This window comes from Candidatus Paceibacterota bacterium, from assembly GCA_030583745.1.
In the GTDB taxonomy this organism is placed as follows: Bacteria; Patescibacteriota; Minisyncoccia; order Phycocordibacterales; family BOKC01; genus BOKC01.
Map to the genome: position 1 here is coordinate 406,706 of CP129473.1, position 24,841 is coordinate 431,546.

20 protein-coding genes, 4 tRNA genes and 1 rRNA gene are annotated in these 24,841 nt (G+C 39.0%); 1 reads left to right on the forward strand and 24 read right to left on the reverse strand.

Translation table 11 applies throughout. From position 1 onward, the window contains the following. Positions 1-5 precede the first annotated feature (5 nt). The 3 genes from QY304_02125 to QY304_02135 all read right to left on the reverse strand — a co-directional run bounded on the left by QY304_02125 (position 6) and on the right by QY304_02135 (position 4,588). A complete protein-coding gene (locus tag QY304_02125) occupies positions 6-1,472 on the reverse strand; it encodes a hypothetical protein (protein ID WKZ26180.1) in 1,467 nt (488 codons plus the stop codon). A gap of 193 nt (positions 1,473-1,665) precedes the next feature. Beyond that, on the reverse strand, positions 1,666-3,129 hold the full coding sequence (locus QY304_02130) for a hypothetical protein (GenBank protein WKZ26181.1): 1,464 nt from the start codon (positions 3,127-3,129) through the stop codon (positions 1,666-1,668). Between the two features lie 28 nt (positions 3,130-3,157). After that, positions 3,158-4,588 (reverse strand): hypothetical protein, encoded by a 1,431-nt coding sequence (locus tag QY304_02135; protein ID WKZ26182.1) that lies wholly within the window; start codon positions 4,586-4,588, stop codon positions 3,158-3,160. 229 nt (positions 4,589-4,817) lie between these two features. Here QY304_02135 and QY304_02140 point away from each other — a divergent pair, with 229 nt between their 5' ends. After that, on the forward strand, positions 4,818-6,002 hold the full coding sequence (locus tag QY304_02140) for a glycosyltransferase family 4 protein (GenBank protein WKZ26183.1): 1,185 nt from the start codon (positions 4,818-4,820) through the stop codon (positions 6,000-6,002). Here the strand turns inward: QY304_02140 and QY304_02145 are convergent. From QY304_02145 to secD, 21 genes are all read right to left on the reverse strand, one after another. Continuing rightward, positions 5,965-6,597, reverse strand: coding sequence for a methyltransferase domain-containing protein (locus QY304_02145; GenBank protein ID WKZ26184.1), 633 nt, complete (start codon positions 6,595-6,597; stop codon positions 5,965-5,967). The two genes, QY304_02140 and QY304_02145, sit on opposite strands and share 38 nt — an antisense overlap. A gap of 9 nt (positions 6,598-6,606) precedes the next feature. After that, positions 6,607-7,647 (reverse strand): glycosyltransferase family 4 protein, encoded by a 1,041-nt coding sequence (locus QY304_02150; GenBank protein WKZ26185.1) that lies wholly within the window; start codon positions 7,645-7,647, stop codon positions 6,607-6,609. Between the two features lie 4 nt (positions 7,648-7,651). After that, complete coding sequence (locus QY304_02155; protein ID WKZ26186.1) at positions 7,652-8,647, reverse strand: glycosyltransferase; 996 nt, start codon at positions 8,645-8,647, stop codon at positions 7,652-7,654. A gap of 6 nt (positions 8,648-8,653) precedes the next feature. Continuing rightward, on the reverse strand, positions 8,654-9,757 hold the full coding sequence (locus tag QY304_02160; protein ID WKZ26187.1) for a glycosyltransferase family 4 protein: 1,104 nt from the start codon (positions 9,755-9,757) through the stop codon (positions 8,654-8,656). A gap of 3 nt (positions 9,758-9,760) precedes the next feature. Beyond that, complete coding sequence (locus tag QY304_02165; protein WKZ26188.1) at positions 9,761-10,948, reverse strand: glycosyltransferase family 4 protein; 1,188 nt, start codon at positions 10,946-10,948, stop codon at positions 9,761-9,763. A gap of 147 nt (positions 10,949-11,095) precedes the next feature. After that, positions 11,096-12,838, reverse strand: a complete 1,743-nt coding sequence (locus QY304_02170) for a type IV secretion system DNA-binding domain-containing protein (GenBank protein WKZ26189.1) — start codon at positions 12,836-12,838, stop codon at positions 11,096-11,098. Positions 12,839-12,882: 44 nt separating this feature from the next. Next, positions 12,883-14,199, reverse strand: coding sequence for a putative glycoside hydrolase (locus QY304_02175; protein ID WKZ26190.1), 1,317 nt, complete (start codon positions 14,197-14,199; stop codon positions 12,883-12,885). Beyond that, positions 14,165-14,458 (reverse strand): hypothetical protein, encoded by a 294-nt coding sequence (locus QY304_02180; protein WKZ26191.1) that lies wholly within the window; start codon positions 14,456-14,458, stop codon positions 14,165-14,167. Before QY304_02180 ends, QY304_02175 begins: the two co-directional genes overlap by 35 nt. 7 nt (positions 14,459-14,465) lie before the next feature. Then, a complete protein-coding gene (gene murC / locus QY304_02185) occupies positions 14,466-15,746 on the reverse strand; it encodes a UDP-N-acetylmuramate--L-alanine ligase (protein WKZ26192.1) in 1,281 nt (426 codons plus the stop codon). A 41-nt stretch (positions 15,747-15,787) separates the two neighbouring features. Further along, positions 15,788-17,110, reverse strand: a complete 1,323-nt coding sequence (murD, locus tag QY304_02190; protein WKZ26193.1) for a UDP-N-acetylmuramoyl-L-alanine--D-glutamate ligase — start codon at positions 17,108-17,110, stop codon at positions 15,788-15,790. Positions 17,111-17,141: 31 nt separating this feature from the next. Next, positions 17,142-17,825: a transposase gene (locus QY304_02195; protein ID WKZ26194.1), complete on the reverse strand. Its 684-nt coding sequence runs from the start codon at positions 17,823-17,825 to the stop codon at positions 17,142-17,144. A 141-nt stretch (positions 17,826-17,966) separates the two neighbouring features. After that, positions 17,967-18,037: transfer RNA gene (locus QY304_02200), tRNA-Pro, on the reverse strand. A 30-nt stretch (positions 18,038-18,067) separates the two neighbouring features. Beyond that, a tRNA-Leu gene (locus tag QY304_02205) sits at positions 18,068-18,151 on the reverse strand. Between the two features lie 83 nt (positions 18,152-18,234). Continuing rightward, positions 18,235-18,299 (reverse strand) — tRNA-Ser (locus QY304_02210). 36 nt (positions 18,300-18,335) lie between these two features. Next, positions 18,336-18,408 (reverse strand) — tRNA-Ile (locus tag QY304_02215). 275 nt (positions 18,409-18,683) lie between these two features. Further along, positions 18,684-18,923 carry a hypothetical protein gene (locus tag QY304_02220; GenBank protein WKZ26195.1) on the reverse strand — a complete coding sequence of 80 codons (240 nt, stop codon included), beginning with the start codon at positions 18,921-18,923 and terminating at the stop codon, positions 18,684-18,686. 129 nt (positions 18,924-19,052) lie between these two features. Next, positions 19,053-19,322, reverse strand: coding sequence for a hypothetical protein (locus tag QY304_02225; protein ID WKZ26196.1), 270 nt, complete (start codon positions 19,320-19,322; stop codon positions 19,053-19,055). Between the two features lie 481 nt (positions 19,323-19,803). Continuing rightward, positions 19,804-20,382: an LAGLIDADG family homing endonuclease gene (locus QY304_02230; GenBank protein WKZ26197.1), complete on the reverse strand. Its 579-nt coding sequence runs from the start codon at positions 20,380-20,382 to the stop codon at positions 19,804-19,806. 327 nt (positions 20,383-20,709) lie between these two features. Continuing rightward, positions 20,710-22,252, reverse strand: a 16S ribosomal RNA gene (locus QY304_02235). 298 nt (positions 22,253-22,550) lie between these two features. Beyond that, positions 22,551-23,477, reverse strand: a complete 927-nt coding sequence (gene secF, locus QY304_02240) for a protein translocase subunit SecF (GenBank protein ID WKZ26198.1) — start codon at positions 23,475-23,477, stop codon at positions 22,551-22,553. 2 nt (positions 23,478-23,479) lie between these two features. Continuing rightward, entirely contained in the window at positions 23,480-24,808 is a 1,329-nt protein-coding gene (secD, locus tag QY304_02245; protein WKZ26199.1) for a protein translocase subunit SecD, read from the reverse strand. Between the last annotated feature and the right edge of the window lie 33 nt (positions 24,809-24,841).

Below are 24,841 nucleotides of genomic sequence, written 5' to 3' on the forward strand. Positions count from 1 at the left end.
TAAAATTATTTTAAAATCAGAAGAAAAGCATCCAGGAAATTTTGCATATTTTCTTTGGGTGTAAGTTTGGAAACTTTTTTTGATTCGCTATCAATGTATCCAACTAGACTAGACTTATCAAGCGCTAAAAGATACGCCAAGGTATCGTTCACAGGAATAGAAAATCCCTTTGTAATCATATCGAAGACCTTCCGACAATCTTCTTTACTTTTAATCCGTATTGCACCGGGGGCATATTGATACCAGGCGCGGCCGAAAACAAGAGCCGGTTTTTTACCGCGAAGTATTGTCTCCCATCCAGCCGTACCAGAGACAGTAGCAACTGCTTGCGACTTTCCTATAAGATCCAAAGTTGGCGTCTCTATTGGTACGAGAAAAACATTAGGTATGCGTGCAATCCTCCCATAGTAAGAGCGGTAACGATCTTCAGTAAAACCATTTCCGTAATATGGCCACTGAAAAGGATGTTCTTTAACATAGATAACCCAATCATTCGGTAAGGAATCTGCGAGTGTCTCAATTAGAAAAATTTGATCTTGAAAAGTTTCGCCTATGGGGTTGGTTGTGCACTCTGGTTGAAGATGTAGTGGTACATAAATGAAGTTTCGATTAAAATCTGGTGCAATCTGCAAAGATCTGTATGCGCGAGGCAAATTATGTCTAAAGTAATATGACAACTTAGAAATCATATTAGGCAGGTTTATATAAAATCTTCTAGCCTTGCTAAAAAAAAGTTTTGGCTTGAAAATACTCGTAAAAAAATTACGAATTTTACGTATTATTTTTTTTGTAGCTGTATATGTTTTAAGGCCATCTGTTAGGTAAGAAGGCGACGTATCAACCTCAGGATCATTATGCCGCTCGTAAAGTTTTCTAATATCTGCAGGAAGATCTTCAGCGCTTATTTGCGAGGAGCGCAGACGCTCGAAATTGTCACGAAGAAGCAAGCTTCCTTCTTGAATATCGTCCATCCATATCATCCTGCCCTCAACCCAAGTAAATTCAAACATTGACGTCTTAATCCCTAGATGTTTCGCTAGTCCATATAATGCAAAGTAAAGTGGTGCGTGTGGGGTAGTATTAAAAAATATTAGCTCGGGTTTATATTGATCAATCAAACCTAACCAGTAACGAATAAACTGGATAAATATTTGCCGTCGTTCTGAAACAGATAGCCCCTGATAGATTTTATTCATCATTGGCAGAACCAGAAGCTCTGTACTGGCAAGCTCTTTGAGTAAAGATTCATCCGGATGTGGATATTTATCACATGGAATTTGCGGGGTCGGAATACTATTTCGCGCTTCGTGGTAGGAGTGAAAAGCTGTATTTGGAAAACGTGAATGATCAATAGCTACGGGATCTTCATTTCTTGCCCAGTAAACTATTTCATGACCGTTTTTTTCCAGTTCTTCTACGGCATCAACCAACTCCGGACAACTCTCCGCCCATCCTATTAAAAATAATTTCATCCCGTTAGAAGTAGGAAACCATTAAAAATGGTTTTTATACTTGTTTAATAATAAAATCATAACTTAACTTTTGATGTGCCGCTTAAATCTCGTTTGTTTCCGTAGATTTTTTGTGCTTCCAGTATACCATTTGCCTGTTTTCTCGCTTTGTAATAAATAGATATAAAACATAACTTTGTCGTCTCTAATGGGATTATATATTTTTTAGTATTGCTTCTAATATATTATTGGCATGTTCTTCCTTGGTCAACTTAAAGAAATTTAGATCAGACCGATATTCTAAATCCAAACAACCCCTAAAACTTAGTTCGTCTAAACTCTTTAAATACTGCAACATTTCTTTTTGATCGAACATCTCTCCTTTCTCTATCTTTTCAAAAGCGTCCTTGCACGAAGAAAGATCTTCAACCCGATACGCTCCCGGAGCATCCTGATACCACGGATATCCGAATATCATAACAGGCTTACCTCGAAGCAAAGCTTCCCAGCCGGCTGTCCCACTTATAACCGAAACAGATCTGGATTTACTAATTAACTCAAAAGAATCAGTTTCAATCGGCACCAGTTTAACAGAAGAAAATTTTGTTATTGAATGATAGTAATTTTTCGGCCGATACGAATTGTGTCGACTACTACCAACTTTCCACTGTGTCGGATGTTCTTTTACATAAATCTCCCAACCCACGGGCAAACTGGCAGCTAAAAGTTCTAGAGCCATAAGTTGATCCCTGAAGATACCGCCTACAGGATTCGTTGAAAGTTCCGGTTGAAAATGCAACGGAAAATAAACGAATGGTTTTGTCATATCAGGCTCAGATGAAAGCTTCTTATAAAGACTAGGTAATTCCCTACTTAATCGAGATCCAAGCCAAAAGAAAAATAATCGGAAAGAAGAGGTAAGGCGATACCAAAAACCCCTATGTAAATCCTTTCTGAAAAGTGATCTTATACGCGACAAGGTTCTTCCCGAGATAGTGTAAGACGACATGATATTGGGCATATAAACAGGTGTATTATCTTTAGTTTTTGATGTTTGTGACTGATAATAATCAAGTAAATCTGGGCTCAGCTCATCTAAATTAACATTCCCACTTATAGATTCTTTATACTGTCGCAGATCGGCAGTGCCTTGTTCAAAATCTGACATAGGCAAAATTCGATCACTTACCCAAAGCTGGTTAAATATTAATGTTTTAATTCCCATCTTTTTTGCCAGATGGAAAATAATAGTATTTGTCGGTTCATGAGGTATTGTGCGAAAAACCACGATATCCGGTTTAAGATTTAAAAACAAACCTTTCCAGCACCTCAAATATTCGTAGTAATTTCTATAAAGCTCGGGTACTTTATGATTCGGATATATTCTATTTAATTGATAGAGGATTGTTGATTCGTAAGGAGCAAAGTAAGACAAATCTTCCGCATCCAGAGGTGGGATTTTTTCCATATTGTTTATTACCCACGGATTTTTCTCATCGCTCCACTCGTAATTCCATCTGAACTCTACAAGAGATTTAATTTCTTCCGGCAAATCAGGAGCAAATCCAGAAGCCCGGACCCAATGGACTATTTTGTGACCCCTTTTTTTCAGTTCCTTGGCAACATCAACTATTTCTGGAAAGACAGTTGTCGGAAATCCTATAAATAAAAATCTCATATAATAATTTTAAATTCCAAACCCTAAATCATATCAAGCGTAGAATGTTTTTTAACATGCCTTCGGCCTGAACTTCAAATGTAGTTGTAAAATGTTCTGGATTATTTCGATAACTCAAATCCAAACATCCCTTGAAACTGTTATCGTCTAGCCGCTTCAGGTAAGAAAGGACTTGTTTGGCATCTACCTTTTCCCCCATTTCAATTTTTTTCATTGCATCCTTACAAGACGAAGAGTTACTTATAACAAAAATTCCTGGAGCGTGCATAAACCAAGGATATCCGAAAACCAAAGAAGGTTTGCCGCGCATAGTCGACTCCCAAGCAGCCGTCCCACTTACAGTCGCAACCGCTTTAGAATTTCGAATGAGTTTGAAAGAATCGGTATCTACTGGAACCAATCTAACATTTGGAAACCTAGCCATCTTGCGATAATAATCTTTTGGCCTGTACGAGCCCCGCCTGGTACCACCAACTGGCCACTGCGTTGGGTGTTCTTTTATATAAATAAACCAATTTTTCGGTAAATGAGTAACCAAAAGTTCTAGCACCAAGATCTGATCTCTAAAGTAACCTCCCAAGGGATTGGTGGAAAATTCCGGTTGGAGATGCAAAGGGAAATAGATAAACGGCTTTTCAAAATCAGCTACTTTAGATAGCTTTTTGTAAGCTCTGGGCAATTCCCTACTTGAATGAGTTTGAATCCATTTATAAGTATGAGAGAGTAGGGTCTTCCACATTTTCCCAAGTATTTTTATCTCCCAAGCTTTTTTTAAAGCTCGAAAACCAGCTTTGGCGCGTCCACCCAAATTATAACTATTCAAAATACTGGGCATGTAGACTGGTACCCCACGTTTTAAATCCTTAGTCTGAAAATTATAATATTCCTGAAAATCTTCTGACAAATCGGAAACCTCTATTTCTCTGTCTTCATTTTTTAATTCTTTAAGTTCGGGTGTTCCTTGAGTAAAATCATTCATAGCCAAGACTCTCCCTTTAACCCAAGTGTCGGAAAAAATGACAGTTTTAATTCCTTTTGCTCGAGCCAGACTGTATAGAATAAAATGAAGTGGTGGCATATTTGGAACTATGCGAAAAACAATTACGTCCGGTTTTTTTTCAAGGATCAACCATTTTGAGCAGAGAAGTAAAGTATGATAGATACGTTCCAATTCCGGAAAGGCTTTTTTGGGGTGCGTTCGTTGTAGAAAATCAAAAATATGTGGCTCCTTGTCAGCAATCATCCTGACGTCTTCAGCGTCAAGCGAAACTTGATTGGATAGTGAAAGCAAAAAATTATTGTCCATTAAGCCTGAGTCTCCTTTTTCATCAATAAAAGAAGTCGGCTCTGAACTACCTATCCAGTAGACAGTTTCATGCCCAAGTGATTGGAGTTTGTCCGCCACCGTCACAATCTCAGGGAAAACTGACTGCGAAAAAGAAACAAAAATAAAACGCATCCCGTTAGAAGTAGGAAACCATTAAAAATGGTTTTTATACTTGTTTAATAATAAAATCATAACTTAACTTTTAATGTAATATTTAACTCCTGTTGGTTTCCGTAACTTTAGTGACTTCTAATAACGGAACGCATAAGACATACAATAAATCAATGTTTGCAAAGAAACAAGACACTTTATAAGTTTGTAAAAGTCTATTTCTTTATGTATTCTAGATTATATAAGTTCTATGAACATCATTTTTATCGCTCCTAAAATTAATCTTAGTGGCGGTGGCTCCAATTCAAACACTGATCTCCGTATTCGGACTCTTCAAGAAAGAGGGCATCGGGTAAAAGCCATTACTCTTTTTTCAAAATACAATAAACTACCAGATTATAATCCGTATGAGATTATTCCCTTCAACAAAAAACCAAAACATTGGATTCTTATAAATCTTTTTGTCTTTAAAATCTTGAAAAAATACGATAAAGAAACAGATCTATTCTACGTAGACGGACCACAATTCCTCTGGGGATCCGGACTTTACAAACTTTTTTATAAAAAACCAGTCTTAATTCATTTGAATGTGCTTCCCTATACAATTTTAGAACATGGGACAAAATTCTGCGCTGAAATCGACAAGGCGTCTGGAATTTTAAATAAAACAAAATCATTAGTGAGAACAAAAATGGGTGGAATTATCGACCGATATTTTGCAAAAAAAATTGACGCTTTTACTTGCACTTCTCCAATAATTAAAGAACATTGTGTAGACTTTGGATTCGGTGAGAAAAACATGCACGTTATTCCAGAATTCATTGACACTGGAATATTCACCAAAAGAACAAAAGGGCAAAAAGATAAAAAAAATCAAAAAAAGCGCTTACTTTATGTCGGCAGGCTGGTAGCTTGCAAAGGGGTTGATGTGTTAATAAAAGCCTTAGAAAGATTAAACCGAAAAGATATAGAGCTTGATATTGTTGGCGATGGATTGGAATTAGAAAAATTAAAAAAATTGGCTGAAAAATCTGGTTTGGATGAACAAATTCATTTTCACGGTTGGATTAAAAGAGAGATGCTTGGAGAGATATACAGCCAAGCAGACATATTTGTTCATCCGGCCCGCTGGGCAGAGCCCTTAGGAATCACTATAGTTGAAGCAATGTCCATGGGACTTCCGGTCATCGTACCTGAAATAAGCGGCTCCGCCTGGGCATCTGGCCTTGCCGGTCTTAAATTTAAAAATGGAAACGCAGAAGATTTGGCGAATAAAATAGAAACTCTTTTAGATGATGATAAGCTTTATCAAAAACTACAAGGTCACACCGAACAAGAGACGGAAAAAATGGGCTACAGAAAATGGACTAGGAAGTTTGAAAATCTAATTGAAGAGCTCATTTCTCTGCCTCGAAATAATAACCTAGAGTCATAAATTTTTTAGACATTTTGTTTTCTTTTTTTATCAAAGAAAGAATTTTATCGCCAAGTCTAGCCAAAGCAATAAGTGGTCCCGCTAACCAGTTCCATCTGACAAAACCAATAAAAACATGGTAAGCGACACTAAAAGAGCCGGTTCCCAATTCTGTTATCTTAATTTCCCGAAAGCCAGCGTTTCCTAGTATGCGTTCAAGAGAAAAGCGGGTAAAGCGGAAATGATCGCTTGGAGAACCGTGTATTGGAAACATGAATGGAACAACTCCAACAACTCTTCCTTTATGTTTAAGTACTCTGAAGGATTCCTTAACAGCGTTGTTATATTCAAATAAATGTTCCAGTAGATTAATGAACAAAACACAGTCAAAGCGCTCGTTCTCAAAAGGCCAGGGTTTTTCAGCGTCAAAATTAATATCAATTCCATAAGAATCATTAATATTGCCGACCACCACCGTATGATTTCCTTTGATTAGCTCTAAATAACCCGAAGTATGAGAACCTCCGACATCTAAAATTTCACCGTTAACTTCCAGGTTTTGAATGGCTCGATATTGCTCTTGCCTCAGAAAAGATTTGGTATTAAAAAGCGCCATATAATAAATTTATAAATTACCGATAGCTATTTTTAGTCGGTTTGCAAGAATAGCTAGGTCGTGATTTTTCTCAACATAATCGCGCAGTTCATTTCTTATAAGCTTGGTTTTCTCAGAATCTAAATGTAATAGATTATGCAATGTAATTGCAAGATCTTCTGCATCAACCCTATCAAGAATTAATTCTGGATTAATTTTTCCTCGAAGATTTGAATGCGGAGAAACGATTAGAGTCCCGACAGACATTGCTTCAAACATTGTTTTATCATATAAGCCATCTGGACTCAAATTAACAAAAATATTATGAGAAGCGTAAATACTTGGCGTAGTATGGTTTGGAACAGATTGAAAAAAAATAACTTTATTCTCAATTTCTAAAACCTGAGCCTTCTTTTTCAAACTTAAATAGTAATTTTCATCTTTTGGTAATGGATCGCCGTAAATTGACGCCATAAATTCGTCTCCCTTTTGATTAAGTAATCCGAGTGATTCAATAAACAAGTCCTGTTTTTTTATAGGAGCGATCCGACCTAAACAAAGAATGGTATTTTGTTTTCTAGAAATGGAATCATCCGGTTTAAAAAAATTTGTATCTATACCAACGGGCATTATTTCTGTTTTATCAAACTTAGCGGTGAAAGATTTGGAAGATGTGCAAAAAACTTTATCAGAAAAATAAATCGCTAATCTAGTTAAAAAATTACCACTTGAGTGGTTGCGCCACATAGTAATCTTTTTTCCCAGAATTTTCCAAAATAAACCTCCCAAAATAATATACTCTTGGTTCATATGGACAAAAACAGAATCATAGTTTTTCCTTTCATTCCAAATATATTTATAAAATCTGTATAAGTATTTTAATTTGGAAGTTCCGCCTTCTTTACCAAGAGATAGAACGTTTACATTATTAGGTAAGTGATATTCACCTCTCCAAAGACAAATGACTGTAATTTTTTCAAAATGTTTAGAAAATTCCTCAAGCCAATGATGGAAAAAGCCCAAAATAGAATCGTTTCTATCAACTTTCTGTGTGATAATCAGCAATTTCATATAATTATTTTCCTCCTAATTTCTCTAATATGAGATCAGATAATATTTTCGGATTGAAATCATAAAATAAAAAAGCTCCCAAATCACAAGCCGAGCCAACGTCGCTCGAAATTACCGGGCAATTAGCGGCTTTTGCTTCAGCAATAGTCATCCCGTAACCCTCATAAAAAGAAGTGACTAAAAATAAATCAGTGGTTTTGTAGTATGAAACAAGATCATCAGTCCAGGGTTCAAATTTAATATTAGATTCCAGATTCAATTTTTTGACAAAAGATTTTAATTTATATTCTTCTGGACCAGAACCAACGATTATAAGACCTGTGTTATTCTGATTTTTAATAACTTCCTTAAAAGCTAAAATTGCCAGAGAAATATTCTTCTCCTTTGATAAACGTGAGGCCATTAAAATAATTTTTTCATACTGCGGATATTTTTTCCTTAAATCGGTTTTAATTTCTGATTTACGAATATTTTCAGTATCAATAAAAATAGGTCTAACGTTAATTTTATTGTTTTCTATATTAAATTTGAGATTAATAAAATCTTTTATTCTATTGTTAACAACCCTTATCTTACTGGCTTTTGGTAAAAGAATTTTTGCCATCAAAAACCTTAATTTATTAATAAAAGATTCTTTTCGGAAATATCGGCTTCCAATGTCAGTATGAACTTGTAGCTCTAATTCAGAGCCAAAAAATCTTGAGAGCAGCCAAGCAACTAAACCACACTCGAACGGATCTTGAGCAGTGATCAAGTCTGGTTTTATCAATCTCCTACCTATCCTGGTAGCATCAATCGGATAAAGCCAGCGACAAAATGAATTCGTGGGATAAACCCAAAATTTGGAAGATATTTTTTTATCCCGAAAGTTTGAATTTTTTAATGTAAATACAATAATATCCAATCTATCAAGATTATTTGCATATCCTATATGTCGCTTTAAGACATCACTATTGTCTTCAAAAAATCTTTTATCTCTACTGATAGACAAAATTTCCATAAAAAATCACTTATTTACTAAGATATTTTCAATGATATTTAAAGTTTTTCCTACTGTATTTTCAATTGAAAAATCTCTAGACCTTTTTTCAGCTTCAGCGGTAATTTTCTCCCTAAATCCAAAATCAGATGAAAGCTTCTCAACAGATTTAATAAATTCAAGTTTGTCGTCAGGAGTTATTAATATCCCAGACTTCATACTCTCTATTATTTCAGGGATGCTTCCTGTCAAGGTGGAGATAACCGGTGTCCCAACATACATAGACTCAACAACTTGAAAAGAGAAACTTTCAAAATGAGTATTCAAAGCAAAAATTTCACAATTTTTTATAAATTTAGCCAAGTGTTCTCTTTCAAGCTTACCTAAAAAAATAACCCTGTCTTTCACCTCTAGATTTTCAGCTGTTTTTTTAAGATTAAGTTCTTCAGGGCCTTCTCCGGCGATAAAAAGTTTCCAGTCCTGGAGTTCCACTAATGACCCTATCAACATTTCAAAACCTTTCCATGGCACAAGTCTACCAGCAGAGATTATTGTCTTTGGTTTATATTGATATCCAGAATCTGCTCTTGGAAGTTCTTTAAAATCAATTCCATTGTAAACGGTCTCTATTTTTATTTTTATTTTTCTATTTGACATCCACTTACTGACCAGATTAGAAAAATATAGACTGGGAGTAATTATTTTGTCAGCTCTTCTAACAACAAATTTTTGGATAGAGCGCATAAATTCAACTCTAAATCCGTAATTTTTGTCCTGAAAATTATCAATACTGTCAGTCACTTTATACCTTTGCCTGGACTGTTCCCAAGCATAATCGCCGGCAACCCTAATAATAAATTTCTTTCTCATAATCTTTGAAGCGATAAGAGAGGGAAGCCCAACACTTACAGGATCTTGAGCATAAATAATGTTTGTGTTTACTGATTTTAATAGCACATGAATAACAAAGACAAAGTGGCGAATAACTTTAGGTAAAAATCTTACAACCCTAAAAGGTAGGACCCCTACATCAATTCCGATTTTTCTAAAATTTTCCTCCAAGAGCTTAGTGTAGGTTGCCGGGCCACCTATTTCGGGAGGGTAAATTCCTGTAGTTATAAGAATCTTCATTTTCTAAGCTTGAATATCATTAAATACCTCTTTCTTCATTCTTTGGCTGATATTGTCCCAATCATAGCTTTTTTGGACATTTTCTCTAGCATTTTTTACAATATTTTCCCTAAGTTTATCATCCTCTATTAACCTTTTTACCTGTTTTGCAATGTCATCAGGATCATCGACTTTGCAAAAAAGGCCGGTTATTCCATCCTCCAAAAAATCCACAATCCCGCCAACCGGTGTAGCGACTACCGGCAATCCAGCGGCCATGGCTTCAATAAAAGAATTACCCATACCTTCCGAACGAGACGGTCGCACAAAACAATCGCTTGTCTTAAGCAAGGTGGGTAATTTTTTATGCTCAATAAAACCTCCAAATTTGACTCTTTGTGCCAAACCCAAACTTCCAACAAGCCTCTCTAATTCATCACTTTCCTGCCCTGTGCCGGCAACGAAAAACTTGTAGTTCTTCGGCAAAAAAGTTAGAGATTTTATCACGATATCGACAGCATTTTTCTTAACCAACCGTGAAGAAGTAATGATAAAAAAATCGCCCGGTTGTTTACCTAAAATTTCTCTAGCTTCTTTGAGTTCTTCTTCCGAAATTACACGGCCAAAATTTGAGATATCGACACCGTTGGGAATAACAATCGGCTGACCTTTGTGCCCCATAGATTTTCCAAACTCTGCCAAGAAGTTGGAGATTGCCTGAATTTTGTCGGCCTTATGAAAAATCTGTCGGAAAAGAGGCATAAAAATCCCAACCCTTTTTTTTATGTACTCCAAATCATCCCCCTCCTGAAGAGTCAGAAGAAACGGGATTTTCGGATAAAACCATTTAAAAAACAGAGCGGCAAAACCAGCATAGTTCGCCATAATTGACCAAGTTAAATCAAATCTTTCCTTGCGATTTAAGGAACGAGCTTTCAGAAAAGCTAGAAAAGGGAAAAGATATTTGCTCACTGTTAGAGGCCAGTTTACCGAGGACCTGATAAAAATCCCTTCTTTTTTGGCGGCAAAGCCGATTCGGTGAATTGTTATGTTTTCAATCTTTTCAATCTTCGGCAAAGCCCTGTCCATTCTCAAGGTAATAATATTGAAATCAAACCCAGAAAGACGCTTGCAAATTTCTTGAACAGCTACTTCAGCGCCACCAATAAACGGGTGGTAAGCGATGGAAAAAATTAAAATCTTGTTTTTCATTCTGTTAAAAAATTTATCGGTATTACTCGTCAATCTCTACAATCTTAACGCCCCGAGCATCGTCTCGTTCTCTTGGTAAGAAATATACCAAAACCGACACAGTCAACAGAAAAATAGCAAGAATTAATATCCACTTAAACATAAAAATTATTGTCCAATATCTAAAATTTTTTCCAACTCTTCCCTCGGAATCTCTTTCGCGCTGTTTCTTTGTTTGTGTTCGACTCTGTCAGTCTGGGGAATTTTAATTTTATGCTGGCTGTCTTTTTTTTCTTGTTCAAAACCGACCGCGCCTTTTTCATTTAACCCCTCTGACATTGTTGGTTTTTTTTCCTCCGCCAAAATTCCGGCCAAAGCGGCTTTCAGCTCGTTTCTTGAGCTCATAGATGGCCCAGACTCTTTATCTTTTCTCTTACTTGAGTCAGCGATTTTTTTCAAAGAAACCTTAAAATCTCTGCGATCAGGAACGCTCTTTGGTGGTCGGCTATCGGGAATCTTATCCACCCTTTTTTCTTCCATATTAAAACTTGCAGGTTTTTGCCGAAAAGAGTTGTCATCTCGTCTTCTTACTGATTTGTCTAAATTTTCTTCTGGAGTAGACGGGGTGTGCCAATCTGCTATTTTCTGCTCAACACTTATTCTAGGTTCAGCAAATGTTTTTCTGGAAAACTCAATTATTTGATCTTTGTTGGAAACTGGTGGTTTCTTAATTGGTGGAAGAGTCGTAGCAGAGAATGGTTGAGAAGTAATACTATCTATCATCAACTTTAAATAAATTTGAACAAACCCCAAATTGACCAAATCTTCAATAGTGAAAGTTGGAGCAAATTCTTTCTCCAAAATCTCCGCATCAAAAGCGCCAATCCGAAAGACAATCATCGTACCGACGTTGCCAAAAACAGCCGCCCGCACCTCTTCTGGCATCTGCTCTATGTATTGGTGGGCAATGGTCAAAGATAATTTATATTTTCTAGCTTCAGACAAAATATCAGCGAAAGATTCATTAGCAAAAGACTGGAATTCGTCAACAAACAGATAAAATTGCGGCAAACTCTCCAAAACACTTTCATGAACATCAGCTCTAGACATGGCCGAAAGATATATCTTTGTAACAATCATTGAGCCGAGAAGTTGGGCATTTACCTCCCCCATCCGGCCCTTTGACAAATTGATAATCAAAATCTTCTTTTGGTCCATTATCTCGCGCAGATTAAATGAAGATTTTGGCTGGCCGATGATGTTTCTTATGAGAGGGTTTGAAGTAAATTGGCCAATTTTGTTTTGGATAGCCGGTGTGGCCTCTTGGGTGTAGCGATCGGTGTATTTGGCATATTCATCTTCCCAAAAAGATTTGACAATCGGGTCAGTGATGTTGGCAACCACTTTCTTTCTGTATTCCTTATCGGCATACATCCTGTTGACCCCAAGCAGTGTGGCTCCTGGATATTCCAAAAGAGCAAAAAGTGTGTTTGAAAGGATATACTCCATACGGCCGGACCAAGCGTCAACCCAGATCTTTTTGAAGGCCGACATCAATCCAGAAACAACTAGATGTCGTTTGTCATACCCAACATCTTCCATAATATTGAAAGAAATTGGGTAGTCCATATCAAAAGGCGCGAAATATACGACATCCTCAATTCTCTCTTTCGGCACATATTCCAAGAGCAGCTCGGCGGTCTTGCCGTGCGGGTCAATAAAAGCCAAGCCCTCGCCGTTCTTTATATCTTGGATAGCCAAATTCTCAAGAAGTGTGGACTTTCCCATTCCGGTCTTACCGATAATATAAATATGCCGAGCTCTATCTTTAGCTTTAATACCAAACGGCACTCTTCTGCCTCGCGCATCAGTTTCGGCAAAATAAGTTACTTTGTTGTCTTGATTACTCATAAACCTGCTAATTATTATAGCAGTTAAAAAAGGTAGTGTCTGGATTATGGCAGTCCCTGTTTCAAAACCTCTCTTAAACTTTCGTAGCGATTAGCCGGGTCCCAAAACATCCAAGAATGGAGTCCAGCATCATAAGTCGCTTGAATTTGCGCTTTTATTGCATCCGGACCGTACTCTCCTCCATAACGAAAATCTTGGAGCCATGGGCGCATAATGTTGGCGTCATAAACCGGTTTGTCATACAACCCGCTAAAGACCTCTCTTGTGGTTGTAGCTTGTCTTTCCGAATCAAATTCAGCCACTTTGTTCATTATCGGTTTGTTGTATTTAGTCTTTACCGGAGTCGTGGCAGAGGTGGCACGCCGAACAGCTTCTTTCATCGAAATATTTATAACCTCATAAGGATAGTGATTCGGATTGGCAAAATTATTCCAATTGGGTGGATAATGGGACGGGTAAACCATCGGGGCAATGTAGTCAAAATAAGGCATGGCTCTTTCCAAAACCTGACCAATGTTTAAGTCATCGGTGTTAGTCGTCGTCATACCGAATAAATCAGCGGATAAAATAACTCCGGTGTCTTTTAAAGCGCCGTCCAAATATTCAAAAAAATCTTCCAAGACTTCCGGCTTCGGCCTCTCGCTACTTATCGGAAACTTTATATCTTTCATCGGTCCATCTGAAGGAAATCTTATGTAATCAAAATTCAGCTCGTCAAATCCTATTTTTCTCGCCTCTTTTGAAATATCGATGTGATAATCCCAAATTTCTTTAGACCCGGGATCAGTAAAAGACAAACCTTTGAAATCTTTCCAGATTGACCCGTCGCTTCTTTTTTGAACTGCCAAATCCGGTCTCAAATTAGCCATGTGTGGGTCTTGGAAAACCGTAATCCGCCCGATGGTGTAAATATTTTTAGAGTGAAGCTCTTTTATAAAATCTTTCATTTCCAAGGTCCCGCAACGAGCCGCTTCCCAAGCATGCAAAAGTTTTTGATCTTCGGGTTTAAATGAAAGAGTTCCAGAAAAATCTTTTATGTCTATGATAACCGAATTAAGCTCGGTGGTTTCCAAAAAATCCAAAAGATTATTTCTAAAGGAGGGTGTCGAAGCTACACAGCTTGTCATATATATAGATTTTAGCGGGACAGGAGTCTTTAGATAAACTTCATCCTCGGAAGCCAAGAGCAGGGCCTTCCCCACCTTTGCCTCTTCAATAAAATTATTTAGATCTCCCCTTTGATAACTGACTGAAAACAATTTTGGCGCCAAAAGATAAAAAGCCAGCCCGAAAGCAAGCAGAACAAAACCCAAAAAAAATTTTGTTTTAAAAATTTGTTGTCTGTTCTTGTTTTTTTTCATTTTCCAAAACTGAAAAATTTTCATCCTGATCAGGATTCTGAATGTTCTCTTCCGAATTATCAAGGGCGCGTGTTTCAAATTCTATTCTGCTAGCCCGGCCGGTCAAAGCGTTTTTTCTAGCAATTAAATAGGCCGAAATAAAAACAAGAACTCCAAACAAAAGGAAAAGCAGATTTTTGAATTTTTGAGGGAAACCCAGAAAAGGAAGGATGGCTGTCAAAAGACCGGCAACGATAATTAAGTTTATTTTGGTTCTCATTTGAAATTTATTTAGCTGATATTTTTTCAGTAACTTTATAGATATCTCCAGCACCCATTGTAACAATAACGTATTGATTATCAAAATTTTCCAGCAGATACTGCGCGATTTCTCCAAAATCGTTAATTGCCGTAGATTTTTGTCCCCGTTTTCTGATTTCAAACGCCAATTTTTCATTACTAACGCTAGGGTCTATTTCTTCTCTTGCCCCGTAAATCGGAGCAACAATAACCTCCTCAACATCAGCGAAACTTTTTCCAAATTCTTCGAGAAAAAATTTTGTCCGACTGTAAAGATGCGGCTGAAAAGCAACGATGATTTTTTTGTCCGGAAAAGTCTCTCTAAGCGACAACACCGATGCTCTTATTTCAGTTGGATGATGAGCGTAATCGTCATAAACAATCGCTCCTTTGTCAGTTTCGCCCCTCCGCTCTAAACGCCGCCAAGTCCCCTGAAAATTTTCAAGAGACTTCTTGGCTTCTTCTCCAGAAATCTCAAAAACCGCCGCGACCGCCAAAGCCGCTTTGGCATTTTCTTCATTGTGCCGTCCTGGCACTTTCAGACTCGGCATTTCGGCCTTGAGTGAATGGTAATCAACGATGTTACATTCAATTTCCGGATTGTCTATTATTAGCTCTAAATTCGGGTCGTTTATGTTGCAAATTAAAAAATCGTCTTTAGCAAGTTTTTTTGCCAGTTCCAAAAAGGCGTTTTGAATATCTGACAAATCTGTATAGTAATCAAGATGATCAGCTTCAATGTTTGTAATAACCAAAATATTCGGATTCAAATGAAGAAAGGTTCGGCGATATTCGCAGGCCTCAACTAAAAAATTTTGGCTGGCGCCAAGAAAAAAATTACTTCCAAAATCCGACAAGATCGAGCCGGCAATCACGGTCGGCGACAAACCAGCGTCCACCATAACTTTTGCGATCATCGCAGTCGTTGTCGTTTTGCCGTGAGTGCCGGCGACCGCGATTGTAAATTTGCCACTTGAAATCATTCCCAGAGCTTCGGCATAAGAAACTGTTTTAATATTTAATTGTCTTGCTTTTTCAAGCTCTGGATTTTTTGAGTCAATTGCCGTGGTGTAGATAGCAAGCTTTGCATCATCTGGTAGATTTTCAGTGCTGTGACCAAAAAATATTTTTATACCTTTTGATGTTAAGAGGTCTGTTACTTTTGACGGCGCCAAATCAGAACCAGAAATTTCATGCCCCTCGGATAGAAAAAATTGAGCAATTGCCGACATACCAATCCCGCCTATACCTATGAAATGGATTTTCATAATCAAAGTATACTTGAAAACAAAACTTGAGAAAATTCTTCTTAAAGCTGGTTAACCAGATCCACAAATTTCTCTCCTCGGTCAAACTCATTTTTGAATTGACCAAATGATGTAAACGCCGGGCTAAAAAGAATGATGTCTCCCGAATTAGCAACCTTAAAAGACCTTTCTAGAGATTCCTTAAGTTCCCTAACCCTTTCTAAACCCAGCCCGTCAATTTCTGTCGGCAAACGATCACTGCCACTACCCGGGACAACAAATACTTTCTTACAAAACCTTGGTAAATCATCCAAAAGCCCTGTAAGGTTTAGTCCTTTATCATTGCCCCCGAAGATCAAAACAATATTTTTTTTCTCTTCATTTCCGAGGGCTTCAAGAGCGGCAATCGTAGCTTCTGGAGTAGTAGATGTGGTGTCATTATATATCTTTATTCCGTTAATTTCTTTCATAAACTCTAACCGCCCCGGAACGCCTGAAAAAGACTCCAAAGCCGATTTTACAATCGCTCGGTCAATATTTAGAGACTCCACGGTCAACATGGCCAGAGTAGCATTATATCTGTTGTGCTCACCTAGAATTTTTAAATTCCAGTCTGACGGCAAATCCTTGCTATCTCCTATTAAAACCCGAGCTTTTGATTCATAATTGTCTTTTATTAGACCGGCGCATTGACTACCAAGAATTAAAAAATCATTTTCTTTTTGGTTAGAAAAAATATACGACTTATCTTTCAAATAAGCGTTTAGGTCACCTTTGTAATAATTTAGGTGGTCCGGAAAAAATGTTATAAAAACCGCGATGTGCGGAGAGATTTTTTCTTCACCAAACCCTTGGAGTTGCCAAGAATCTAATTCTAAAACCGCAATTTCGTCCGGAGTACTCTTGGGTAGATGTGCTAAAGTTGAAACACCTTTGACATTGCCTCCCAAAAAAACTTTTTTACCAGCGGCTTTTAATATTTCATAAATCATGGCGGTTACGGTCGACTTTCCTCTTGTACCGGTTACGCCGATAATTGTGCCCGGAAAAAATTTGGCAAAAAGCGAGGTGCTCATCTTCACCGGAATGTTGTTTTTTTCAGCTTCTGCAATAAAAGGCGAGTCAAATGGCACTCCGGCCGCCTTTATAATCAAATCTCTACTTCTGAAGTCATCAAGTTTATGACCGCCCAAAGAATACGTTATGTCATATTCTTTAAGTTGTTCCAAAGAAGAAACAAGATCTTCTTTGGTTTTCAAATCGGTAACGGTTAAAACCGCTCCATGTTCAGCCAAAAATTTAATATCACCGACTCCTCTGCCAAGAATCCCCAGTCCAATCACCGTAATTTTTTTACCTTTAAAATATTCTTTATAATTCATCATCTAACTAATATAAGGACATCGCAAGTCCTTATTATTCTAAATCTAAAGCAACCTCTTGAAAATTTTCCACACTTATATCTTTAAGCCAGTTTCGTATACCTTTTCTATAGCCATCAGTTCCGCCGAAAAAATCTAACATGAAATCACGTTGGGTAACAGATGGAAAATTTTTCTCTCCAAGATAGTCTAAATGACTCGACCAACGATAAGAACCTAGAAAATTTATTGCCTGCCTATAATCTTTCAACTTCCCCTCTCTCCACTCCGGCGCGGTTAAATCAAGAGGGTTTAAATGAATGTAATAAGGTAAGTGAATGAAATGCGCGTCGTTTTCTACTAAAACTCTTTTATATCTTGATTCAAATAAAGCCCCCTTTCTCTCATATTTTTCATTGAAATATTTAGCATATCCCATATTTACTTTCTTCATAAATTTGGAAATACCGTAATCTATTTTGGATGAAATCAATAAATGATAATGGTTGGGCATCAAACAGAAAGCGTTAAGATTTACCAACAGTTTTCGCTTCTGCCGAGTTTTTTCAATATAAGGACTTGCGATGTCCTTAATTTTGGAGAAACGATAAAGAGAGTTGTTAACCCAATTCTGATCGTTAAACTCAAATAAATCGTGAATAAAACGGAGATAATCCTTGTTATCAAGAAAAATATTTCTCTTGTCTACCCCTCTATTTAGTACGTGGTAAAACTCCATATTCTATTGCTCAATTCACAATTTACCTATTATACCATAATTAATAATATTAAGGACTTGCGATGTCCTTATATTTATATTTAGAGAAAGGTCTAATTTTCGGACGTCTGATGTCCGATGTTTATTAAATTTTCGAAAAAGTCGGGCTGCCGAGAATCGAACCCGGACTTCACGCACCCGAAGCGTGTGGACTACCACTATCCTACAGCCCGAACTAAATAAAAACTTACTTTTTTACCGAATGGGCAAGGGGGGAGTTGAACCCCCACTGGATTGCTCCAACACGGCCCTGAACCGTGCGCGTCTGCCAATTCCGCCACTTGCCCACACACTTACTTTGCCATTAAAGAATTTTTTGCAACGAAAAAGACTGGTAAAGCTGATGTGGAACATGCCCAATCAAAACCAATGCGCGTGCCAGGGATCGAACCTGGGACCTTTCGAGTATCAGTCGAATGCTCTACCTTCACCCGCCCATCAATTTTTAAATACTTTATTTACCGTCCAAAGTGCGCGTGCCAGGGATCGAACCTGGGACCTTTCGAGTATCAGTCGAATGCTCTACCAACTGAGCTACACGCGCACTCTAGAAATTAAAAATATATTTATTGATGTCAAAATTGATAGGCGGGCAAGCCTGAGCTACACGCGCGCAATATTTGCTTTTCAAGATTCTAACACCCTGCGTACGTTTAATCTCTGGGCCTACCAAGACAGCTACACGCGCGCAATATTTGCTTTTCAAGATTTCTACCACGCGAGACAAACCTAAACCCAAAATACCCATAAAAATTAACAAAAAAAACTCTCAAAAACAAGAGAGCCCCGCGCGCAAGCGCGCGGGGCTCATATATGAATTCACTTCCCCCATTCAGGTCCAACCCAGACCCGATGGTACCGACGCCTTCCCTCAATTGCCTCCAACGGCACTTTCTTGCCGTTGATCTCCACCTGCACGATCTTGCCGGTGGGGACGGAAACATAGACGACGGGCTTTCGGGCGTCATCAACGATGATCACCACAGTCAAAGCCCCGAAGAAAATATAGAAGACAGTGAGAAGAAGAACGTTTCGAATTAGACGCTTGATTTTTCCCACGAAGAGCTCCTTTCTTCTTTATTCCTGCCGTCATTGGCTGGGAATCTTCTAATAGGATACAACAATTAACAAAATAAGTCAAATGAAAACGCCCCCGTCTAGACGGAGGCGTGAGCGAGACACAACAGGTCAAGCCCAGTACCGAGGGCTGCACTCTGTGCAGACCTGTTCTCCGGTGTAAGGATCCACCTGGAGAAGCGTTTTGTGGGTCGAACAGTAGAGGGCGAGGTGGGGCCACTCCTCCTTTTCCTCGCTTTCCACATCAACACCACCGAGGTGACTTTCAGTCAAAGCCACCTGACCAGCTTCGGTCTTGATGAGATTCCTCATTTCTCTCACCTTATCCCACCTGATTGTGGCCATCATGACCTCCTTCTTTGTTGCGAAGAGTCCTTTCACACATAGCACTTACAACAAGCGCTAATCCTTTTTCATACTAACACATTTAAAAACAAAAAGCAATCCAAGTCTGGACTGCTTTTTGTTTATTATCCTTTGTTTTGTTCCGTTCTAGCCCGATCATTTTACAAAGTAAAATAATTTAGGGTCTTTGTTGTGTATCTTTCTACACCTGTCATCCAATTTAGGTTTTGAAAACCATTGTACACTCGATCGAGATGTACAATATCGACTGTAGCCCCCACCGAAGTGAGGGTTGTTCAATTTGAAATATTCCACGAGCAGCTTCCGCTACCCGTGCCTTGTTACGACTTACTCCCTGTTATTGAGCTTACCGTGATGCCACAAAAGTGACGCTTCGGGTATTCCCAACTCCCTTGAGTTGACGGGCGGTATTTGATGTGTTATAATGTCACCATTATAATTCTCTTCAACACGGGGCAAGCGGTTTTCCCGCACCCTCGCGTTTTCCAAAGGTTGCTTATCCGATTTTTTTATCGAATTCACTTACCTTGCCATGATAAGTTTTAGCTTTCTTCCCTAATGAGCGCAAATCATTGCGTAGGGAAACAATTTTGTTAAATCCATCATCAGATAAATGTTCTTTGGCGCAAACCATAAGAACTATTTTTCTAAAAATAAGATAGGATTTTTTCTTTTTCGCCTGTAATGGATACTTATCAAGAAACGGGAATAAATACTCTTTCAGGTCCCAGATGCTGGTAATTTTATACTTGGCATGCGGATACCATCCATATCGCTCATAAGAGCAATCATAAATTCTCCCGATTCCGATAGTCACAAGTATGCGTTCCAGGATTTCTTGATCATCTTTCCGCAATTCTATTTCAAATTCCGGTCTGATCTCAAAACCTCGGCGCAGTGTCTTGTGCTTACCGATACTAATCGAAAAAGATCCTTCTCCATCAATAAATCCTGCGACATATTGAGGATCTAACTTTTTCCTTTGAATTTGTTCCTTCCCAATCGGAAGTTCTAGCTTGGGGTTAAACCGAGCATCTTTCCGAGTGGTACTACGAACTCTGCTGACTTCTTGCATATCATCATTGTACCATTACTAGTACAACTTCTCGGTGTGTATAACACAACGAGGAAAATGCAAGATCTCCCACGGTAACCGAATACACATTTTGTTTACATCTCGATGCCACGATACATAAAACGATTTTTTATAGAAGGTTTCTCCATGTACTCGCAGGATGACCTTCGTTTTATGCCATAACTGACATTCAAGCTATAAACTGCTACTTTACTCCTTCACTCAAACTCTTCACAGAGTAAGAACTAGTATTTCGCTTCAAAGCACTATAAATTGCTTTGGTTGGATTTCCACGCCCTCCGTAGTTTAAACGAAGGACGGGGCACCAACTAGCGTACTCAATCGCATGGCGACCCGAGTACAAGACTTGAGAACGTATTCACCGCGGTATAGCTGACCCGCGATTACTAGCAATTCCAACTTCATGGGGTCGAGTTGCAGCCCCCAATCCGAACTGGGGCGGCTTTTAAAGGGTTGGCTCAGGATTACTCCGTCGCGACCTTCTGTAGCCGCCATTGTATTATGTGTGTAGCCCCAGGCGTCAAAGGACCATGCTGACCTGGCGTCATCCTCGCCTTCCTCCCACCACCAAACTAACAGAGTTAGTTTGGAAATTCTAATTTCTAAATCCTAAATTCTAAATAAATTCCAATAACCAAATTTATAAATCTTAAACGAAATCCGTTTTAAATTTTAAAATTAGGATTTTGAGATTGTTTAGAGTTTAGATTTTGATACTTTGAATTTCCACTTAGCTCTCCGAGCTTAGTGGTGGGCGGTCTCGTCTGACACTTGTAACAGACGACGAGGGTTGCGTTCGTTACCCCACTTAAGGGAACAGCTCAAACCACGAACTGACGACGGCCATGCAGCACCTGCCCTAATGTCCTTGCGGACTCCAGCTGTTTCCAACTGGATTCATTAGGGTTTCAAACCTGGGTAAGGTTCTTCGTTTACCATCGAATTAAACCACATAATCCACTGCTTGTGCAAGTCCCCGTCTATTCCTTTGAGTTTTAAGCTTGCGCTCGTACTACCCAGGCGCTTGACTTAACGCGTTAGCTTCGCCTCTCAGAGGGTCGATACTCCGAAAAGCTAGTCAAGATCGTTTAGGGCGTGGACTACCGGGGTATCTAATCCCGTTCGCTACCCACGCTTTCGTGTCTCAGCGTCAGGAATGCGCCAGTCTATTGCCTTCGCTTTTGGTGTTCCCCATGATATCAACGGATTTCACCCCTACACCATGAGTTCCATAGACCTCTCACATCCTCCAGTTCTACCGTTTCCCCCGCGGGCCCTCGGTTAAGCCGAGGAATTTAACAGGGGACTAATAGAACCGCCTACACACCCTTTACGCCCAGTAATTCCGGATAACGCTTGGGGCACTCGTATTACCGCCTCTGCTGGCACGAGTTTAGAGGCCCCTTATTCTTCGGGTACTATCAATAAACTTTCTCCCCGATAAAAGGTTTTTACGTCCCAAAGGGACTTCATCAACCACGCGGCGTCGCTCCGTCAGGCTTTCGCCCATTGCGGAAGATTCTCGACTGCGGCCTCCCGTAGGAGTATGGTCCGTGTCTCAGTACCATCGGTGGGGGTCAGCCTCTCAGCTCCCCTAGCCGTCAAAGCCTTGGTAGGCCATTACCCTACCAACTAGCTGATAGCCCGCAGGCCGTTCCCAGAGCAGATTGCTCTTTTAGTGTTTCCACGCCATCGGGAATTAGCTCACCTTTCGGCGAATTATGCCCGACTCTGGGGTACGTACCTACGTGTTACTACCTCGTCTGCCGTGGGTCTAAACCCACTCGACTTGCATGCCTTATCCACGCCGCCAGCGTTCATCCTGAGCTAGGATCAAACTCTTAATTAAGATTTGTTTAACAAATCTTTTAGAACGGAACAAAACAAAAGATAATACCACCGCGCTTGGCGCGGAATTTATAATCTCTAATCTATAATTCTAATTTGATTTCCTAGCTAATTTTTTGGAATTTTATTTAACTTGCACTTATTTTTTGAATACATTCTATTTTGACATTTCAAAGAACACACCTCTACTTTAAGAGGTGGTAGTAGTATAGACGATAGAAAATTGGTGTCAAGACAAAAAAACTAGCAAGATTAATAACGAAATATAATGCCAAGGCAGGGTTGGCGTAGGTTAGAAGTTAACCTCCCTTCTTCAAATTCCCCATCAGAATTAGAAGCGGGGAGGCCAGAAAGATAGAGGAGTAAGTTCCGACAATAACGCCGGCAATCAGAACTAAAGTGAAATTTTTGGTTACTTCCCCGCCTAAAAAGAACAAGGCTAAAAGCACCAATAAAGTAGTTAGGGAGGTGTTGATAGACCGAACATAAGTTTGGTTCAAACTCTTACCGGCGGTCAAAGAAAAATCTTCCTTAAGATTGTTTTCTTGATTAAGTCGCAAATTTTCGCGAATCCTATCAAAGACCACAATGGTATCGTTAACTGAAAAACCGAGAATAGCGAGAAGCGCCATCACAAAAAGCACATCAACCTCCGCCCCCATAAAGAGACCGAGAAGAGAAAAAATCCCAAGTGGAATTATAATGTCATGAGCCAAGGCAATGGTAGCCGCAAAGCCGTATTTCCAAGAAGACACCCCGCCTTGAATAGGTAGGCCGACAGAAACTTTCCTGAATGCAAAAGCGATAAAAAGAATAATAGCCACAATGGCAACAGCGATAGCGACCCAGGCCTTCTGTTTTAATTCGTCACCAATAAGCGGACCGACAGCGCTAAATCGTTCTTCCAACGGCTCAAAATTGTCACCAAAAGTCATTGCTGAAAGTATTTCCTTTTTCTGGTCATCGGAAATAAAATCTGTCCTTAGGATAAACCTTCCTTCATCCGAATCTCGCAAACTAAAACTCTCTATGCTTTCAGCAGAGGCAACAGCCACCCTCAATTCTTCAAGAGAGGGTGAATCATCTTGATACCGGACTTCCAAAATTGACCCGCCACGAAAATCAATACCAATATTTAAACCAACAAACAAAACCAAAAACAAAGACAGAACGACTAAAAGACCGGAAACCGCCAAAAATATTTTTTTGTATTTGATGACAATCATAATTATTTAGATTTTTTTGTTCCGCTACCGAATAAAAAATCAGTTCTAGGATTTTCAGTCGCTACTGCCAGAAGAAAAGTTCTAGTAATGGAAATCGCCGAAAGCATACTAACCAAAACACCGAGACCAAAAATCAGAGCAAAGCCCTTGACGAGCGAGGTGGCAATAAAGAAAAGAATAACAGCAGTAATTAAGCTGGAGACGTTGCTGTCCCTTATCGAAAGCCATGCCCTGGAGAAACCGTCCTTGATTGCCTGCTCTCTTTTTTTACCTGACCTTAATTCCTCTTTCATTCTCTCAAAAATAAGAACATTTGCGTCTATCGCCATTCCGATTGATAAAATAAATCCGGCAATTCCAGCAGCGGTTAAGGTTACCGGAATAAGTTTAAATAAAGCCAGCATTAAAATGACGTAGGCCACAAGAGAAAGTGAGGCCAAAAATCCGGGCAATCGGTACCAGGCAATCATAAATAAAACAACTAAAGCAAAACCAAAGACCCCCGCTCTAACTCCTTCATCCAATATTTTCTCACCCAAAGAAGCACCGATGCTTTGGGTTGAAATTAATTCAATCGGCACGGGTAATGCGCCGAAATTCAAATCACGCACTAAGTCTCTACCCTCTTGCGGACTAAAATTGCCGGAAATCTGGGCGTTCCCGTCTCTTATTTCTTCCCTGACAATAGGTATGGATATCGGTGCGCCATCTAGAAAAATAGCAAGTGGTTTGCCAATGTTGTTTCTTGTAATTTCAGCAAATAAAGCCCGCCCCTCGGAATTAAAAGAGATTAATACTATTGGTTCTCTGGTTGTTTGGTCAAATTCCAATCGTGCCCTATCAAGCATTCTGCCGGTCAAGCCAGTATCAACAAAAATTTCTTCGAGGTTCATTAAAATTTCTCCTTCGGAATCTGGCTCGACGGAAGATTCATCCGACATCAATTTGAACTCCAGAAGCGGAGTCTTTCCGATAAGTTGAACGGCTTCTTTGAGATCAGTTATCCCAGGTAATTCAACAATAAGTCGATTTTCTTCTCCTGCTAAACCGCCCCTCTCAATCTGAACGATTGGCTCTGAAACTCCAAAAATATTTACTCGCCTTTCAATCACTTCTCTCAAAGACGACATGGCATCATCCACACTCCTTCCGTCTCCCAGACCAGAAACATCAGCGTCATAAACCAGATGACTGCCACCTTTCAAATCAAGCCCGAAACGAAAAGCGAATCTAGAGTTTTCACCTTCTGTACGAACAATAAAAAACGCTAGTCCAGTTGACAAAAAAAGCAGTAAAACAGAAAAAATAATATATTTATTGCTTGAAAACATTTTTGAAAAAAACAAAAAAATAAAAACTTGTTC